Origin of the sequence: Algibacter pacificus (assembly GCF_008033385.1) — a bacterium.
Classification (GTDB): domain Bacteria; phylum Bacteroidota; class Bacteroidia; order Flavobacteriales; family Flavobacteriaceae; genus Algibacter; species Algibacter pacificus.
Map to the genome: position 1 here is coordinate 13,796 of NZ_VOGY01000002.1, position 19,311 is coordinate 33,106.

At 32.7% G+C, this 19,311-nt stretch carries 11 protein-coding genes; 9 read left to right on the forward strand and 2 right to left on the reverse strand.

What is annotated here, in order from left to right; translation table 11 throughout:
• Positions 1–3 precede the first annotated feature (3 nt).
• Positions 4–717 (forward strand): LytR/AlgR family response regulator transcription factor, encoded by a 714-nt coding sequence (locus FQU21_RS03220; protein WP_147676595.1) that lies wholly within the window; start codon positions 4–6, stop codon positions 715–717.
• Between the two features lie 24 nt (positions 718–741).
• Here the strand turns inward: FQU21_RS03220 and FQU21_RS03225 are convergent, their stop codons facing one another.
• On the reverse strand, positions 742–3,141 hold the full coding sequence (locus FQU21_RS03225) for a T9SS type A sorting domain-containing protein (RefSeq protein WP_147676596.1): 2,400 nt from the start codon (positions 3,139–3,141) through the stop codon (positions 742–744).
• A gap of 457 nt (positions 3,142–3,598) precedes the next feature.
• On the opposite strand from FQU21_RS03225, the gene FQU21_RS03230 reads away from it, so the two are divergent.
• From FQU21_RS03230 to FQU21_RS03265, 8 genes are all read left to right on the forward strand, one after another.
• Entirely contained in the window at positions 3,599–4,150 is a 552-nt protein-coding gene (locus FQU21_RS03230; protein WP_147676597.1) for a sigma-70 family RNA polymerase sigma factor, read from the forward strand.
• 122 nt (positions 4,151–4,272) lie between these two features.
• Entirely contained in the window at positions 4,273–5,214 is a 942-nt protein-coding gene (locus tag FQU21_RS03235; protein WP_147676598.1) for a FecR family protein, read from the forward strand.
• A gap of 85 nt (positions 5,215–5,299) precedes the next feature.
• The gene (locus FQU21_RS03240; protein WP_147676599.1) at positions 5,300–8,659 is read left to right on the forward strand and encodes a SusC/RagA family TonB-linked outer membrane protein; all 3,360 of its coding nucleotides are present in this window, start codon (positions 5,300–5,302) and stop codon (positions 8,657–8,659) included.
• Positions 8,660–8,672: 13 nt separating this feature from the next.
• The gene (locus FQU21_RS03245; protein ID WP_147676600.1) at positions 8,673–10,160 is read left to right on the forward strand and encodes a RagB/SusD family nutrient uptake outer membrane protein; all 1,488 of its coding nucleotides are present in this window, start codon (positions 8,673–8,675) and stop codon (positions 10,158–10,160) included.
• Between the two features lies 1 nt (position 10,161).
• Positions 10,162–11,346: a hypothetical protein gene (locus FQU21_RS03250; RefSeq protein ID WP_147676601.1), complete on the forward strand. Its 1,185-nt coding sequence runs from the start codon at positions 10,162–10,164 to the stop codon at positions 11,344–11,346.
• Positions 11,347–11,707: 361 nt separating this feature from the next.
• Positions 11,708–12,559: a tetratricopeptide repeat protein gene (locus tag FQU21_RS03255; protein WP_147676602.1), complete on the forward strand. Its 852-nt coding sequence runs from the start codon at positions 11,708–11,710 to the stop codon at positions 12,557–12,559.
• Positions 12,560–12,594: 35 nt separating this feature from the next.
• Positions 12,595–14,205 (forward strand): metallophosphoesterase, encoded by a 1,611-nt coding sequence (locus FQU21_RS03260; protein ID WP_187269310.1) that lies wholly within the window; start codon positions 12,595–12,597, stop codon positions 14,203–14,205.
• Positions 14,206–14,308: 103 nt separating this feature from the next.
• Entirely contained in the window at positions 14,309–16,180 is a 1,872-nt protein-coding gene (locus tag FQU21_RS03265; RefSeq protein ID WP_147676604.1) for a cytochrome-c peroxidase, read from the forward strand.
• A gap of 127 nt (positions 16,181–16,307) precedes the next feature.
• Here the strand turns inward: FQU21_RS03265 and uvrA are convergent, their stop codons facing one another.
• Positions 16,308–19,091 carry an excinuclease ABC subunit UvrA gene (uvrA, locus tag FQU21_RS03270; RefSeq protein ID WP_147676605.1) on the reverse strand — a complete coding sequence of 928 codons (2,784 nt, stop codon included), beginning with the start codon at positions 19,089–19,091 and terminating at the stop codon, positions 16,308–16,310.
• Between the last annotated feature and the right edge of the window lie 220 nt (positions 19,092–19,311).

Sequence of the window (19,311 nt, forward strand, 5' to 3'; positions counted from 1 at the left end):
TTTATGAATTGTATAGTTATAGATGATGAAGCGTCGGCAAGAGCAATAATTTCTCAATTATGTTCCAATGTGCCAAGTTTACTGGTGTTAGATGAGTTTCCTAATGCTATGCAAGCCATTAAATATTTAAATCAAAATGAAGTAGATTTAATATTTTTGGATATTCATATGCCCGATTTTACCGGGTTCGATTTTATTGAAACTTTAAAAAACCCACCAAAAATAATTTTAACAACATCAGATACTAAATTTGCAATTCAAGCCTTTGAGTATAGCTGTATTGTAGATTATTTAGTAAAACCAATAACACAGGTACGTTTTGATAAAGCCATTAAAAAGGCAGAAACAAAAGAAGTTACTTCCGTAAGTTCTATTTCAAAAACGGATAAAAACACCTTACTTTCAGACCACCATTTGTATATTAATATTGACAGACGTTTAATTAAAATAGATATCCCAAGCATTTATTTGGTAGAAGCAAAAGGTGATTATATTCAAATAAAAACCGAAGATAAAAATTATACGGTGCACTCCACATTAAAAAAAATAGAAGAAAAACTACCCGATAGTTTATTTTTAAAAGTTCACCGATCTTATATCATAAATATTAAAAAGATTATTGATATTCAAGATAACAGTGTACTTATAAAAAAAGATGTTATTCCTGTAAGTCGTTCTAATAGACCAGAACTTATGAAACGTTTAAACCTACTTTAATCGGTTTTCGATAAAACGTAACGTTTAAAACTCTTTTATAAATTTTAAAATTTTATAAGCTCCAGATTCATGTTGTATTGATAATACATATATGCCATTTGTTTTAGGTAACTGATAGTTCGTTAACTCAAGAAAAGGGTTTTCAGTGCGTACCAAAACCTCTTTATTATAAATTGTTTTTCCTAACATATCTTTTATTACCAAATTATTTTTCCCAGTCATTTCAAAAGGAAACTTTATATGCAATGTTTCATTAACTGGGTTTGGGTAAAATTCAATGTTATCAGCATTTAAAATAGATCCATCAGTATGTATTATTTCGGTTGGTTTTCTTTCAGCAGATTTTGCCATATTCGATGGTAATGCATATCCATAAATAATAATTTCATTAACGGCCGCATAAACATTTTGATACATAGAAAAACGTAAATATCGGGTTGAAATATCGGTTTCATGTGTACTCCAAGTTTTAAACCTATCACAAGGATCTATAAATAGTGTGGACCAATTAGACGCCGAGCCATATTCAACGGTGAAATTATAGGTGTCATGCATGTCGTGTAAATTTATTTCGGATATATGATATTCCGCTCCTAAATCTACCACGGTATGATAAGCCGTTTCATTCATGATATAATCGGGTTTCCAAGAGGTGCTTGTCGCATGGTCGTCGGTTTCAATATTTAAATGTTGTTCATCAAATAAAAATAAGGGGGAGTTTATACTTCCGTTTTCAGTAAGGTCGGTTATCATATCCGAAGTAACGACAATTTGTTCTGTTTCTTTAATAACTGGATAGCCATAAATTATGATTTCATTTACAGCGGCATAAACATTTTGATACAAAGAAAAACGTAAATATCGGGTAGAAATATCCGTTTTATGTGTACTCCAGGTTTTAAACCTATCGCAAGGATCTGTAAAAAGTGTGGACCAATTAGATTCCGAACCATATTCAACTGTGAAATTATATGTATCATGCATATCGTGTAAATTTATTTCGGATATATGATATTCATTTCCTAAATCGACAATGACATGATAAGCCGTTTCATTCATTACATAATCGGGTTTCCAAGAGTTACTTGTAGCGTGTTCATTGGCTTGAATATCTAAATTTTGTTCGTCAAATAATAAAGATGGTGGATTTATACTGCCACCTTCAACTAAATCTGTAATGGTTATCGGGGTTATTATTTGGGGAAGCGTCATTGGTTCTTCTTCTGGTTCAATATCAAAATATTCCGGCCCACTTGGCGCACCCATATTTTGATATTCTATGGGGGTTGTACTTTTTAAGGCGTAATTATTACTGGAAGGATCTGTAAATGCTATCTCAGGAATATTTGTTAACGTATTGTTTTGTTCTGTAAAGTTATATGAGTTACCAGATTGGTTTAAAAAAAATGTAATATCAGTTTCATAATTATTATCCTGAACGGTTACATAATTAATTTCGTTATAATTTTTTATAATTTGATTGCCTTTTATGGCTCTAAAATAATTTTGTTCAATGTTTATAGGCGTTAAACTATCAGTAAAAATGCGGTTATCGACAAACATGCCCATATTCGATGATAAATAGTTATTTGTAAAAATACAAGGACCTTTTCCGTATACCGCAATACCTGTTGTTGGAGCCTCTATAAGAATATTGTTATAGACGTTTGCAACACTGTTGTCCCCAATTTGCAGTAGACTGGTTTGGTAGATCATATTTTCCAATCCAGCATTTAAGAGCGTGTTATTATAAATCTCAACATCTTCAATCATGTTGGCAATTTGTATAGATTCTCTTAAGGTGTTTCTAACGATATTATTGTAAATTTTAACGTGCTTAAAATCCATTCCAGGGGATTTAGTTTCTCCTAAATACATGCCTTCGGATACATTTTCAATAAAGCAATCATGGATTATTAAATTTTCAAAAAGTGGGTGAGGTGAAGGCGGATTCCCTTCGTAATTTTTTTTAGCCATGATACCAAAAAAGCCGTCATGACTAATTTTTACGAATTCGGCTTCACAATCGGAACTTAATTCAGAAAAAGCTAAGCCACATTGATCCGCCGATAATTCAAATCCGTATTTATAATTTGGATGTCCCGCGCCGCTAATTTTAATGTATCTACAGTTTTCAAAAGTGATAGCGCCCCAGCTGTAACTATTTGGACTTTCAATTTTTACTTGACCGCCTTTATTGATAATGACTAAAGGATTATTTATATCTCCATTGGTAAATTGAAATTTTAACGGTTTTGTTCTAAGTGAAGAAATAAAAATGGTATCGCCACCAATGGTTGCTCTGCCTAATGTTTCGTTATTTACGTAATACGGAAAACTGTCGTCAATTATAACATTTTGGTTTTGAGACCAAGCGATACAACTAATAAGTAAGGCGAAAATAAGGTGGTAGTTTTTTTTCATTTTAAAATAAATATTTTATTAGGTATCATTAAAGATGCCCTAAATTTTAGCCCGAGTGATTTTAAAATAAATTCAATTTATAATTTCTGAATGATGATTATTCATGAATAAACTTTTGTATTATTTTGAAATCGTATTTTAGATTAAAATTGATTTTATGCCGCTTATTCAGCTAACATATTAAGAGTTTTGAACTCTAAAGATAAATGTAATCTTATTTGGTTGTACATATTAATTACATTTATTTTGGTTTAACTATAAAAATAGTAGGTTTTTTAAACAAAAAAGTTTGAATGCGACTTGAAATATTAGTCTTTTATAAGTTGTTTGTTGTATAATTCCCGAATTTCAAATGTAATTTAACGAAATGGTAATACGGATTTATAATTCACCTATTTTCAAAAGCCTTTATTTTGTTATTCTCTTATAAGGGTAATGGGATTTCGATTTATTTATTATGGGTAAGAAAAAGGAGTACGATAAAGCCTACAACGATTATTGGTATCAATTATATGTCTATGCAAATAATATATTAAGATCTCACGAAGCCGCAGAAGATGTTACACAGGAAGTTTTTCTAGATTTATGGAATAGGTTAGATAGTTTAACAATAGATCATTATAGGGCTTATTTGTTTAAAGCTGTAAAATTTCAGTGTGTAAAAAAGTTACGTAAAATGCCTTTTACCGAGGTGCATTTAGAGAAAGTAGAGGCTGTTTTATCTTTAGATGATAGCGAGTATAATTTAGCTTTGGAAGAGAACAAAATATTATTGGTTAAAAAAATAGATGCTACTGCAAACGATTTATTGCCAGAACGCTGCCTTCAGATTTTTAAACTTCGTTTTAAAGAAAATTTAAGTTATAAAGAAATAGCAAGTATGTTAAACATATCTACCAGTACCGTGGATAATCAAATAAATAAAGCTTTAAAAACCTTAAGAGAATCCGGGCTTTATAATTCCGAAATGGTACTTCTACAAATTATTTTAATAGGTGTTGCTATGTAGATGTGTTAATAAAGTGTAAACTAAGTTAACAAAACTTTAAGTCCTTAAAAATAGATAGGGGCTTTTTATTTTTCTGGTACTTAATAGTAAAGGGATGTTATTTCTCTAATTAAATAAGTATTATGAAAGAGCATAGGTTTAAGGCTATTTTAAAAAAGTATGAAAAAGGAATCGCTTCTAAACAGGAAGTTGATATAGTTGAGTCCTTTTTTAATGAGATGCAAAAGGAGGCAGATCATAAACTAGATGTTAAACAAAACCTAGCGCTTAAATATCGGATATATAAAGCGGTTGAGAAAAGGAAAAGTAACTCTAAAATTTGGTTTTGGCCAGTTGCCGCTTCTATACTTTTATTGGTGAGTCTTGGTTTTTATACATCAATGACTGACGACGGTTTTTTTAATGCATTTGGCAACACAGAAATGAGTCAAATTATCAATAGGACTAAAAAGGGTGAACAAACTACGATGACTTTACCTGATGGATCTTTAGTGATTTTAAACGGAGAAAGCTCTATATCTTATCCCAAACAGTTTAATGATACCATTAGAGCTGTTACGCTTAAAGGGCAAGCCTTTTTTGATGTGACTAAAAACCCTAATAAGCCATTTGTAATTCAGTCTGGAAATATATCTACTAAAGTTTTGGGGACGTCTTTTAATATTCGGGAGACCGATTCTGTAGTTGAGGTTATTGTTAGTACAGGACTTGTTAATGTGGTATCTCAATCAGATTCTATATACCTAAATCCAAATCAAAAAGTAACGTACAGAAGTACTTCAAAAGAACTAGATAAAACCAATACCAACGCTGAAATAACAAACTTATGGTGGAAAGGCGATGTGGTATTAGCCAAAATAAAAATACAAGATTTAGCGAATGAACTTCAGAAAATATATGAGATCCCCTTCATATTTAAAAATGATGAATTAAAAAGTGTATATCTCTATTCCTTTAGATTGTCTAAAAAGGAAAGCTTAAGAGAGTTGATAGAACGAATAAATTTTATAACAGAAGTAAAACTAATAAAAACAAAAAATATGGTGGAGATTACTAAAAAGTAAAAAAAATAAAAGGGATCTGCTCCAACAGACCCCCTAATAATAAGTATTGAATTAAAACATAATTATAAAACAAACACTTAATTAAATGAAACAATTATTTAGGAAACACTTCCATTTAATAATCTTTATATGTTTTTTTAGCGCGTATAATAGCTACGCAAGCTCTCAAAACATTAATACTACAACTGTCACTTTAAATGAACAAGGCGTTACACTTGTACATATTTTAAACAAAATATCGAGTAAAACAGATTTTAATATTACTTATGGTGATTTTATTGCCAACAATAATAAAAAATATAATGCAGTTTACAAAAATGTATCATTACGTTTAATACTAAAAGATTTGGGTAAACGTGCTCAGTTTAGTTTTAAAGTTAAAGGTAATGAGGTTTTAATAGGGAAAGCGTTAAACGATAAATTAAATGTAGGTCAAGTTCAAGAAAAATTTACTTTAACAGGGAGTGTAAAAGACAAAACAGGAGTGTCTTTACCCGGCGCTAGTATTGTAGAAAAAGGAACTTTTAACGGTGTTACTGCTGATTTTGATGGTAACTTCTCTTTAAATCTCTCTAGTGATACTAGGGTCATTGTAATTTCTTATGTCGGTTATGTTACTCAAGAAGTAGCTGTAAACGGACAGTCTGATATAAATATAGTTTTAGAAGAAGATTCTGCTAAGTTAAGCGAAGTTGTTGTTGTTGGCTATGGTACACAGGTAGATCGAGAAGTAACAGGTTCTATTTCAACAATAAAGAATGGATCGGTTGGAAGAATACAAAGTGCAAATTTTGGAGAGTCACTTGTAGGTGTGTCTCCTGGAGTTCGGGTGTCTCAACCTACAGGCCAACCTGGCTCAACTCCTTCTATTTCTATTCGAGGTAATGGTTCAATAACAGCAGGAAATGAGCCACTATATGTTATAGATGGATTTCCTGTAGGAAGTGATGCCCTTAATACTGTAAATAATTCTGATATTGAATCTATTACTGTATTGAAAGATACGTCATCGGTTTCTATTTATGGTTCTCGTGGTTCCAATGGAGTTATATTGATTACTACTAAACGTGGTAAGGATGGAGCTCCAAGTATTTCGTATAACTCATATATGGGCTGGCAGAAAGTAACAAAAAAAGTTGATGTATTGTCGCCCGAAGAGTATGTCGAACTAAAACTAGATGCATCTAATAATGGATGGGAATATAAAGGTGGTAATGCCAGTGATCCCAATGAAATTCGTCCTACTTTTTATCAAAACTCTCCTTATTTATTTGATAAAGATAGTTGGGTGATAACTGATTGGCAGGATGAAATATTCCAAACGGCACCCATTTATAACAATGAACTTTCTGTTTCAGGAGGTAGTGATAACTTGAAGTATAGACTTTCTGGAAGTATTTTAGATCAAGATGGAATTATAAAAACATCAAATTTTAAAAGGTATTCTATTCGTTCAAATATAAATTTAAAAGTAACGGATAAGCTGCGTTCTATTGTTGATTTGAACTACACGCAGAGTGATGAAGCCATAGTTGATGCAGAAGGAACTTGGGGAAAAAGTATTATTGGTTCGGCTATAGGGCTTCCTGGTTTTTTTGCTACTCAAAATGAAGATGGGTCTTATTCAGATTTTCAGGGTTTTGGTTACGGTGTTTCTGCCGCTACTAATCCTATGATTTATATAAATGAAAAATCGTTAGAAAAAGAAAAGTCACGTATTCTTGGAAAGTTGGCTTTGGAATATAATCCAATAGAAAATTTATTATTAAAGGCTTCTTTTAGTTTAGATAATATTAATACAAATAATAATTATTTTGCAAAATCTTTTGAACGTGCGTTTTCAAGTACCTATGAGGCTTCTGGTTCATATTTTGGTGTTAAGAGTAAAAATTGGCTGTTTGAAGGAACAGCAAATTATACTGTTAGTCTAAATAAACACCATTTAAATGGTTTAATAGGGTATACTGCTCAAAAACAAACGGAGCAAGTGGCTACTATAGCATCTAATAATTTCCCTAATAATCTTGTCACTACACTTAATGCAGGGGTGGTAACAGATGCAGGAACCTCTATAGAAGAATGGTCTTTATTGTCTTATTTAGCTAGGCTAAACTATTCATTCGATAAAAAATACTTTGCAACTTTTACAGTAAGAAAAGATGGTTCATCTAGATTTGGTAGTGAAAATAAATGGGGTGTTTTTCCATCTGCTTCTGTAGGTTGGATAGCTTCAGATGAACAATTTTTAAAACATGTAGATGCTATTAATTTTCTTAAATTAAGATTAAGTTATGGTGTATCCGGTAATAATGCTATTCCTAATTATGGATCTGTTGGTCTGTTAAAAGGTGTAGATTATGTTTATGGAAATAACTACACAACTGGTTTGGTACAATCTACTAATTCAAATTCAGAATTAAGTTGGGAAACGTCCAAGCAATGGGATTTAGGTTTTGAGCTTCTATTAATGAACAATAGGGTTTCTTTTACAGGAGATTTGTATCAAAAAACTAATGAAGATTTACTTTTAGAGGTTAATATTCCAACAATTTATGGGTTTAACACTGCATTGCAAAACATTGGAAAGGTAAGGAATAGAGGTGTAGAATTAGCGCTTTCCACGGTGAACACTACGGGTGAATTTCAATGGAAAACAGATGTTAATTTTTCTCTCAATAGAAATAAAGTATTAGCCCTTGGGCCTAGTGGAGATGCTATTATTTCAACTACTTATGGAGGGTCTCCTACACATATTACACAAGTAGGAAGTTCTATAGGTGAGTATTTTGGGTATATATGGGAAGGGGTATATAATACAAAAGAAGAAATTGAAGCACACCCTTCGTTACCAACAGATGTTCCTGGAAGCCCTATAATTAAAGATGTAAACGGAGATGGAGAAATTAGTACAGAAGATAGAACAGTTATAGGAAACAATAACCCAGATTTCATGTATGGTTTCAATAATAAATTTAAATACAAGAATTTCGATTTGAATATCTTCTTACAAGGGGTAGAGGGGATAGAAATTATGAATATAGGCAAAAGGCAAACAATGATCTTAACTGCTAGAACGAATCAATTAGGGGAAGCAAGAAACAGGTGGAGATCTCCTGAAGATCCAGGAAATGGTGTGGTTCCAAGTGCAAATATTGATATCTATGGGGTAAGGCGAGATGTTTCTACCTTTTATGTGGAAGATGGTTCTTATTTCAGGGTTCGAGATATTACATTAGGGTATACCCTGAAAAAAGAATTGATAAATAAATTAGGTGTTAGTCAGGCACGACTTTATTTATCTGCAAACAATCCCTTTATAGCATCAAAAAACACAGGGTATAATCCAGAGGTGAGTACTTATCATAATAGCTTGACACCTGGGACAGAAGATTATAATTATCCAACAAATAAGTCATACGTTTTTGGTATGTCATTAAACTTTTAAATCATTATTTAAAATGAATAAAATTAATATTAAAACCAATGTTTATAAATTGTTATTGTTAGTTACATTAATACTAACCAATAGCTGTTCTGAGGATTTTATTGATCTTTCACCAAAGTCGAATGCAAATGTTGAAACATTTTTTAAGAATCAAGAAGATATAGAAAGAGCAATTAACGGCAGTTATTCTGCCCTTACATTGAGTGGAGTATATGGTACTAGTATGCCGATATTAGGAGAGTTACGTTCTGATAATGCTGAAATGGGATCGACTGCTAGTTCGAGAGCTAATTATTATGCGCTTTCAGAGTTTCGTACACAGGCTACATTTTCTTTATATGAAGATACTTGGGATGATCATTATGAAGGAATTTCAAGAGTTAACCTTATTCTTTCTAAAATAGAAGATATTAGTATGGATGAAAATGATAAAAAACGTATTAAGGGTGAATGTACATTTTTGAGAGGGATATTCTATTTTAATCTAGTTCGGGTATTTGGTGCAGTACCTCTTGTAACAAAAAACCTGACATCGATAGAAGAATCTTATTCTTATGGAAGAAATGAAGTTCAAGAGGTGTATGAACAAATAGTTGAAGATTTTAGTTATGCTAAAGAAACACTTCCCGTTTCTGTAAATGAAGATGAAATTGGGCGAGCAACCCAAGGAGCAGCATTAGCTATGTTAGGGAAAGTTTATTTAACTATTGGTAACTATAATTCAGCTAAGGAAAAGTTGATAGAACTCATACAAACCGGAAGATATAAACTTTTGGATAATTATGCAGATTTATGGGATGTAAGTAAGGAAAATCATGCCGAATCTATTTTTGATGTACAAATGGAGGCTAGTGACACTTATGATACTGCTTCTAATTATGCCGAACGTTTTTTTCCTTATGGATATGTTAATATGGGGGTTATCACAGCTAGTGGAGGATATAATATCCCTACTGAAGATATGATCGCTGCATATGAAACAGGAGATATTAGAAAAAACATATCTATTCAAGAAAGTTGGACATCTGGCGATGATGAGATTACTGGTCTTGAGGGGAGGTTTTGTACAAAATATTCAGATTTCCCAGCAAATACAGCTTCTGGTTCGGATGATAATTGGCCAGTTATAAGATATGCAGATGTATTGTTAATGTATGCAGAGGCTCTAAATGAAATAGGGTATCAGGCAAATGGAGAAGCCTTTAAGTATCTTAATTTAATAAGAAATCGAGCAGGATTATTAGATAAAACATCTAATAACTCTAATCCAGAATTATTAATCAGTAACCAAGAAGAATTCAGGTTAGCTTTGGAGCAAGAAAGAAGAGTCGAACTTGCTTTTGAAGGACATCGGTGGTTTGATTTGGTTAGAACAAAACGTGCTATTGAAGTGATGTCTTCCCAAAATGGTGGCATAAGTAATTATCAGCTTTTATATCCTATTCCTCAGTCACAAATAGATGTAAATCCAGATAAAATAAAACAAAATCCAGAATATTAAAATGGTAATACGTACATGTTTTTTACAGTTATTTTTAGGTATTTGTCTTTTTAGTTGTGAAAAGCAAAAAAGGCCAATTATTATTGAGGTTAATCCAGTATTTGAGGTCGGGCAACCAGATCCTACTAACGACAAGCCTCAATCAAAAATTTGGTATTCAAAGGCTGCTTGGTGGGCGCTACTTCCTGATAAAAAAGGGCCGAGTTTGTGGAAAAGGACGAGTAATGAATGGACAAGTGAACCTGTATTAAGTGAAGAATTCTTGGGGCAGCCTGGGAAGGCAGATGTTTATGCCAATAAGGGAATAGCTATGGCTGTTTTGGTAGAGAATTGTCAAATAAAAGTTTTAAAACTTAGATCTAATAATAAATCTGTTTACAAACAGGAAGATGTTATAACATTGAAAACTCCTAAATCTTGTCTGTCTATAGAAACAGCCACAATTACTTGTGATACTAACGGTGTATGGTGGGTTGCTTCGGATATGAATAACCAAGTTTTAGTTTGGTCATCGATAGATGATGGAAAAACATGGTCCTCTCCTATAGTTTTGGCAGAAAATATAAGTGATGATGATATTTGTATAGTTTCTAAACTCAAAAATACGGTTTCTGTAATTTGGTCCAATCAAAATAATGAAAGTATTGTAGAACGTATTCATCATAATGATAAAGACTTAAGTTCTTGGTCTTCTGAAATAAGTATATCTAATGGAGAAAAAACGGCAGACGACCATCTTAATACAACCGTTTTATCTGATAATACTTTAGTTTTAGTTTCCAAAAATAGTTTGGATCAATTAGATAGGCCTCAATTTGTTTTACGAATTCGAAGACCATCTGGGGAATGGTTAAATATTCCATATTGTAATCTTACAAAAACAGAATCCCCAACACGTCCTGTGGTGACGCATTTGCCTAATGGGAAATTAGTAACATTGCATACCGTAGCAAGCCCTAATCATAGCTCTTATATTTCTATTTCTACGATTAATGTAGATGGTAACAAGTCAAAAGTGACTGAAAAATTTCGAGTAATAGCAAAAAATAGGATTGAGATGAATAATGTTACCGTAAGTAAATCGGATTTTTATAACTGTACTCAAGGACCATGGATCGTTTTATTTTCAAATAAATTAGGGCAGGTTTTTGAAATAGATCTATATCGTTATAAGGATTTATTATAGAATATTATTCAGGTTTTAATGATTGAGTTTTATTTTTTTGAGTTTAAATGATATTCGTATTAGAATAGTTTTAAGAGATTCTTAGTTGTTAATTTAAGAATCTCTTTTTTTGTTTTTTTAGAACAATCTTTTTTTGATTGTTATTAATTTATAGTGGTTTAACTTATTTAAAAAGTTCTATTTTGTTTAATGTTAATAAAAATTTAACTTAAAAACTTAGAAAAGGAAGTGAGATATCTATTTCTTCGTTCTATAAATAGTTTTTAATCAAATTCACTATATTGAGAAATATACAGAGGAAGATGAAACAACAAATAATATTAAAGCATTACTTAAAAATAAATATATCCAATAGCAACGCATGTGTAATAAAAAATATATAGCCAATAATATTAAAAACCTGCTACTCATAACAGCGTTTTTACTTCTAGCTATACCTGTTTTTGCACATGGCGATTTAAGCATACAGATTGCAGAAAAAACAAAAGCAATCACAAAAAGCCCAAACAATTTTGAACTATATTATGAACGTGGTTTGTTATATCAGCAACATGTTGAATATAATAAAGCTTTAAACGATTATATAAAATCTGAATCCTTAGGGAATACAAATAACGATTTAAAATATAGCATGGCTGAGGTTTATTATTTAAGCGAAGACTACAATAAAGCCTTAAAGTTTATTTCGAATTATTTAGAAATAGATTCCATTAATGTGAAAGCTAAAAAATTGGAAGCTCAAATATTATTCAATTTAAAAGCCTATAAAAAGTCATTAAAAGCTTACCGATATGTTATAAATCAGATGGTTGATACACGACCAGAAGATATACTTGAATACAGCAATATCATCTTAGCCGAAAACCCTAATAACTATCACGATGCTCTGGAGGCTATCGACTATGGTTTAAAGCAACTTGGGTTGAATACATTATCTCTTCAACTTAAAAAATTAGAGTATTTGGAAGCGTCTAATCAGGTAAAAAAAGTATTAGAGCAATACAATTATTTTATTCTTCAATATAAAAGAAAGGAGTTTTGGTATTACAAAAAAGCAAAATATTTACAGAAAATAAACAAACCAAAAGACGCCAATATCGCCTTGCAATTAGCTGCCATTTCTATTGAGCAATTGGATGCTAAGTTTAAAAACACCAATTCAATAATAAGATTGCAAACACAAATAAAAAATTTAGAAACCACCCTTAATTAATACCTATTATGATAAAAAAAACGACGCTTATAATAATGCTGCTTTTCACAGCTTATTCCTTTTCACAAACGGCAACAACTAGTTTAGTGAGTTCTACTAAACCCGTAAAACCAACTGTTTTAGTAGAAAGAGGACCATATTTACAAAGTGGTACAGCAACGCGTGTTATTGTAAAATGGAGAACAAATTTGGCAACGGAATCTGTAGTTAATTACGGTACCGAATTGGGGGCATTAGCTATGAATAAAACAAGTTCTAATGTAACAAAGGAACACGAAGTTACCTTATCTGGTTTAAAAGCAAACACAAAATATTATTTTAATATTGGTAACAAAAAAGGCGTATTATCCGAAAGTGTTACGGGCGATATGTATGTGATAACAGCTCCAAATATAGGAACAAAACAATTTGTTCGTGCTTGGATTTTAGGCGATGCTGGTACAGGAAATAATAACCAAAGAGCAGTGCGCGATGCGTATTATAATTATGTGGCTACTAGTCCAGAAAATACTGGCAAGACCGATATGATGTTGTTTTTAGGTGATAACGCTTATGGCTCTGGAAAGGATGATGAATATCAAAAAGCATTTTTTGATATTTATGATAATATGCTAAAAAAATCGGTGGCATGGTCGTGCTTAGGAAACCATGATGGCAAAAGTGCAGATTCTGAAAAACAATCGGGTCCATATTATGATATATTCACCTTTCCAACCAAAGGACAAGCAGGTGGTATACCTTCTGGAACCGAAGCTTATTATTCTTTCGATTATGCCAATATTCATTTTATTATTTTAGATTCTCATCATACCAATCGTGAGATTGGTGGTGCTATGTATAATTGGGCAGAAAACGATATTCAGAATACGACTCAAGATTGGATTGTAACCTTATTCCATCACCCGGTTTACACCAAAGGATCTCATGATTCGGATACCGAAGATCGACTTATTGAAATGAGAGAAAATTTTATGCCTATGCTAGAGGCTAACGGGATAGATCTTGTTTTAAATGGACACAGTCACTCTTACGAGCGTTCTTATTTCTTAAATGGTCACCATGGTTTTTCCAATACATTTAATGGCGATGAAATGACCAAAGGCGGACATACTGTTGGGACAAATGGGCATGGAAATGGCAAAATAGATAGCGATGGCGCCTACCAAAAAACAAATGAAGCTACAGAAGGCGCGGTATATATTACTACGGGCTCTGCAGGGAAAATATCGGGTGGCGACTTAAATCATCAAGCTATGTTTTTGTCGTTAAATCAGCTAGGATCTTGCGTTATGGAGGTTGCAGATGATGGTAAGGGTGGACAAAACTTAACCGTAAAATTTATAAGCGAAAATAATGAAATTGAAGATTATTTTACCATTAATAAAACAGGTTTAGCATTTAATGCTGATGATAATAAACCTGAACAAAACAGCTCGATGGTTTCTTATGAATCTCATTTGAAAACGTTAAATATTACAGTAAATCCTAATGAACGTTTAAAGAAAGTTAAATTCTATAATAGCATAGGTAAATTAGTAAAGAAAAGCCGAAAAGAAAGTATTTCTGTTAGCAAACTTTCAAAGGGCTTATATGTTGTCGAAATTATTACGAATATAAACACATATAGCGAATCGATTAAATTATAATAGTTTAATTTTATAAGTCACTGTGTTATTAACTAGTTGTTTTTATTTGAAAAAAGACAATATAAAGTTGTTAAAGTAGAAGTATGTGTAATGTCCGTTACAAATGAAAAAAGCAAGTATTATTGTAGGTGTAATTGTTATTTGCTTTTTTGTTTTATCTGGAAAAAAGGCAACCATTCAGTATCAATTTGATGGAGTTCCAGAAAAAGTAGGGGCATTATATATCGATAATTTTAAGAACTTTCAAACTGAAGTACACACACTAGCATCTCTTGTTAATCGTTCTATGGTTTCAGACGAATTAAAGCTGAAAAATCAAGTTGAAAAGACGCGGTTGGCATATAAAAAAATCGAATTTATTTTTGATTATTATCAAACCAACTATAATGGTACCTATATTAATGGAGCGCCCGTTCCTAAAATAAGTGAATATTTTGAAGCAGAGCAGGTTATCGAACCTTGTGGTTTACAAGCTTTAGATGAAGCGGTTTTTGAAAATCTAACTCCTGAAAATTTACAGCATATAAAAACCTTGGCAAATAATCTTAAGGAACGGGTCGATTTTATTTCAAAAATACATTTACCGATTCATTTAAAATCGAGTCAGATTATAGAATGTATGCGTTCGGGGATGGTGCGTATTTTTACGTTGGGAGTCACTGGTTTTGATACGCCCGGTTCTGCAAATGCCTTAAAAGAAAGCTATGCCAGTTTACAAAGTATGAAAACCACATTTTTGTGTTTTGAAACCGCTATGAATTTAGAGACTAAAACTAAATTTGAATCCATCAAGACACATTTTGAAAAAGGCGAAACCTTATTAAAGCCCGAAACACATTTTAATGATTTTGATAGATTACTGTTTTTAAAAGAGGTTGTTAATCCTATATATTCAGAGTTATTAGAGTTTCAAAATTTGAATAATATCAAATTGGAACCTTATAAAAAACATGCTCAAAATTATCAAGCAAAAAACATGTTTGATGTTAATTTTCTCGATCCCGATTTTTATTCAGAATTAGTATATTTACCATTAAATAACCCTAAAACCATTCAATTAGGGAAGTTGTTATTTGAAGATCCTCGACTTTCAAATGAAAATAAAATGTCCTGTTTAAACTGTCATAATCCCAATAAAGGATTTACCGATGGTTTGCCAAAAAGTATATCGAATCAAAAAGGCATGTTTACGGCAAGAAATTCGCCAACATTAATTAATGCAGGCTATTCCACACGTTATTTTTGGGATATGCGCGCTTTCGATCTGGAAAAACAAGTGGCTCATGTTATTGATAACGATTTGGAGTTTAATACAAATTTCGATGAGATTACCTCTAAACTCAATAAAGACGCTAATTATTTAAAATTGTTTAAAGATGCTTATGGCGGTATTAGCAAGCAGGATATCAACGAGCGTTCTATTAGTAATGCTATTGCTGCTTATGTAAATTCTTTAAAATCCTTCAATAGTCTTTTTGATAAATATGTAAGAAATGAAACTGCTAATTACCCCGAAAATGCGAAACGTGGTTTTAATATATTTATGGGAAAAGGCGCCTGCGGAACTTGTCATTTTGCACCTTTGTTTAATGGTTCTGTGCCTCCGTTTTACCTAGAATCCGAATCGGAAGTTTTAGGAGTTACTCAAGGTTTCGACTCTATAAACCCCAAGTTAGATGAAGATTTAGGCCGTATGAATAATGGACTTAATAGAGACAAACAGCTCTATTTTAAAAATTCGTTTAAAACGGTGTCTGTTAGAAATATCGCTTTAACAGCACCGTATATGCACAATGGTTCTTTTAATACTTTGGAAGATGTTCTGGAATTTTATAATCTAGGCGGCGGAGCAGGGATCGGCTTAGCGGTAGAAAACCAAACCTTATCTGATGCACCATTGAATTTATCTGAACAAGACATTAAAGATATTATTGCTTTTATGGAAACGCTAACCGATACCACAGGAGTTCACTAATTAAGGATATTGGTTTTTTTAAAACTTGGAAATAGATTTCAAGCTAGATGTAGGTTTTATACTGGTTTACTAATTATAAAATTTTTCTCTTAAACGTAAAACTGAAACAGCAACTGCAAACATATTTTTAAATCTTATCCACCAAATACTTTCCAATCTCCGAAGTTTTAATTTTTACAATATCTTCTGGAGTTCCTGTGGCTACTATGTTTCCTCCGGTTTCGCCACCTTTTGGACCCAGATCGATAATAAAATCGGCACATTTAATAAGTTCAATATTATGTTCGACCACAATAATGGAATGCCCGTTTTCTATTAAAGCATTAAAAGATTTTAGAAGCTTTTGGATATCGTGAAAATGCAGACCCGTGGTAGGTTCGTCAAAAATAAACAGCGCTTTTTCTTTCTTGTTACCTTTCCCTAAAAATGATGCCAGTTTAATACGCTGCGCCTCGCCACCAGAAAGGGTAGAGGAGCTTTGGCCGAGAGTTACGTAACCCAAACCAACATCTTGCAGCGGTTGGAGTTTGTTCTTAATTTTGTCTTGCTTGTTAGTTTCGAAAAACGTGACGGCATCATCAATGGTTAGGTTTAAAATATCGTCTATGTTTTTGTCGGCAAAGGTTACTTCGAGCACTTCTTTTTTAAAGCGTTTGCCTTTACAGGTTTCGCATTCCAAATGCACATCGGCCATAAATTGCATTTCTATAGTGACTTCCCCTTCGCCTTTGCAGGTTTCGCAGCGTCCGCCATCGACATTAAAAGAAAAGTGTTTGGCTTGGTAATTCCTTATGTTGCTTAATTTCTGTTTCGCGAATAGCGCACGAATATCATCGTAAGCCTTTATATAGGTTACCGGATTGGAACGTGAGGAGCGCCCAATAGGATTTTGATCTACAAATTCTATTTGCTTTATATTGGTGAAATTCCCGTCTAAACTAGAAAACTGTCCCGGTTTGTCGCCAAAATCGGTTAATTTTTTCTGTAATGCGGGGTATAATATTTTCTTGACTAATGTACTTTTTCCACTACCAGAAACACCCGTAATTACGGTGAGCATACCCAAAGGAAAACGCACATCTATGTTTTTAAGATTGTTTTCGCGAGCGCCTTTTATATCCACGTAATATTTGGAGGTTCTCCGTTTTTTTGGCACTTCAATTTTTAAAGTTTCATTTAAGTATTGTGCCGTTAAGGAATTGGATGCTAAAATAGCGTTGTAATCGCCGTGGGCAACTACATGTCCGCCAAAAGTTCCGGCTTCGGGACCAATGTCGATAATGTTATCGGCCGCTTTCATAATATCCTCGTCGTGTTCCACAACAATCACAGTGTTTCCTAAATCACGTAAGGATTTTAAAACCATAATTAAACGTTCGGTATCTTTTGGATGCAAGCCAATACTAGGTTCATCTAAAATATACATCGACCCCACTAAGCTACTTCCTAAAGAGGTTGCTAGGTTTATACGCTGACTTTCTCCACCGGAAAGGGTATTGGATTTGCGGTTTAAAGTCAGGTAATCGAGACCAACATTTGCTAAAAATTCTAAACGATTATTTATTTCTTTTAATAAGCGTTTTGCAATGGTGGTATCGTGTTCGTTTAATTCTAAGTTATGGAAAAAATCAGCGAGTTTATCCAATGGTTTTTCTACCAAATCTGAAATACTTGCGCCGCCTACTTTAACATAATTGGCTTCAACGCGTAAACGTTTGCCATTACAGGTCTTGCATTTGGTTTTTCCGCGGTAACGCGATAACATGACGCGGTTTTGAATTTTATAGGCCTTAGATTCTAACTCGGCAAAAAAGGCATTTAAGCCTTCAAAATATTGGTTGCCATCCCACACGAGTTGTTTTTGTGCTTCGGAAAGTTCAAAATAAGGTTTGTGTATTGGGAAATCGAATTTATGCGAGTTGTTTACCAATTGGTCTTTATACCAACTCATGCTTTCGCCGCGCCAAGCAAAAATGGCCCCTTCGTAAATGGAAAGTCCTGTGTTTGGAATCACTAAATCTTCGTCTATACCAACAATATCGCCGTAACCTTCGCAAGTTGGGCAAGCGCCGTAAGGGTTGTTAAAGCTGAATAAATGTACATTGGGCTCTAAGAAATTTAATCCGTCTAACTCAAATTTATTACTAAAAGTCCGTTGTTTATTATCTGAAAGTGTTTCTATGCTACATTCACCTTTACCTTCAAAAAAAGCGGTTTGAATGGCATCGGCTAGACGATTATAAAAATCCTCTTCGTGTTTGGTGATAATTCTATCTACAACTAATAAAATCTTGTCTTTTTTACTAATTTTAGTAGCATCGTCTATTCTAACAACTTGGTCGTTTAGTTTTATTCTAGCGTAACCTTGTTGGTTTAATGCTTTTAATTTATCTTCTATAGTGCGGCCTTCTTCTAAATGAATAGGCGCGAGGAGAAGAAGTTTTTCGCGTTCGGGAAAGGTTTTTAGGTAGTTTAAAACATCGGTTACGGTGTCTTTTTTTACTTCATCTCCAGAAACTGGCGAAATGGTTTTTCCTATTCTTGCAAATAAAAGCTTTAAGTAATCGTAAATTTCGGTTGTTGTGCCCACCGTAGAACGTGGATTGGTAGAATTTACTTTTTGCTCGATGGCAATGGCCGGAGCTATTCCTTTTATATAATCTACCTTGGGTTTATTTAGTCGGCCTAAAAACTGACGTGCATAACTAGACAAACTTTCTACATAGCGCCGTTGCCCTTCCGCGTAAAGCGTATCGAAGGCTAAACTGGATTTTCCAGAACCCGAAAGTCCTGTAATAACAACCAATTTGTTTCTAGGGATAACAACATCTATATTTTTAAGGTTGTGTAGTTTAGCACCTTTTATAATGATATTTTGTTTAGGATCAACTTCGGAAAGATTAATATTCATAAGCTTTTAAAGGAATAATTTACAAATATAACATAAGTCTTTCAGCTATAAAATATATTGTATTGTATTAAATATGTTAAAATAGATATAAAAATTTTTGTTTAATTGGAATGATTGTTGTTATATTTGAAGCAACTAATTAATTATAAATCAACACTTGCCTATAGCATAACATTACTTTAAAAAAAAATTAATTTAAAAGAATCTCTTTTCTTTATAA

Bases quoted from the DNA above. Each gene is read 5' to 3' on its own strand.
- FQU21_RS03240 (WP_147676599.1), top strand. From the start codon at position 5,300: ATGAAACAATTATTTAGGAAACACTTCCATTTAATAATCTTTATATGT.
- FQU21_RS03225 (WP_147676596.1), bottom strand. From the start codon at position 3,141: ATGAAAAAAAACTACCACCTTATTTTCGCCTTACTTATTAGTTGTATC.
- FQU21_RS03230 (WP_147676597.1), top strand. From the start codon at position 3,599: ATGGGTAAGAAAAAGGAGTACGATAAAGCCTACAACGATTATTGGTAT.
- FQU21_RS03250 (WP_147676601.1), top strand. From the start codon at position 10,162: ATGGTAATACGTACATGTTTTTTACAGTTATTTTTAGGTATTTGTCTT.
- uvrA (WP_147676605.1), bottom strand. From the start codon at position 19,091: ATGAATATTAATCTTTCCGAAGTTGATCCTAAACAAAATATCATTATA.
- FQU21_RS03235 (WP_147676598.1), top strand. From the start codon at position 4,273: ATGAAAGAGCATAGGTTTAAGGCTATTTTAAAAAAGTATGAAAAAGGA.
- FQU21_RS03255 (WP_147676602.1), top strand. From the start codon at position 11,708: ATGTGTAATAAAAAATATATAGCCAATAATATTAAAAACCTGCTACTC.
- FQU21_RS03265 (WP_147676604.1), top strand. From the start codon at position 14,309: ATGAAAAAAGCAAGTATTATTGTAGGTGTAATTGTTATTTGCTTTTTT.
- FQU21_RS03260 (WP_187269310.1), top strand. From the start codon at position 12,595: ATGCTGCTTTTCACAGCTTATTCCTTTTCACAAACGGCAACAACTAGT.
- FQU21_RS03245 (WP_147676600.1), top strand. From the start codon at position 8,673: ATGAATAAAATTAATATTAAAACCAATGTTTATAAATTGTTATTGTTA.
- FQU21_RS03220 (WP_147676595.1), top strand. From the start codon at position 4: ATGAATTGTATAGTTATAGATGATGAAGCGTCGGCAAGAGCAATAATT.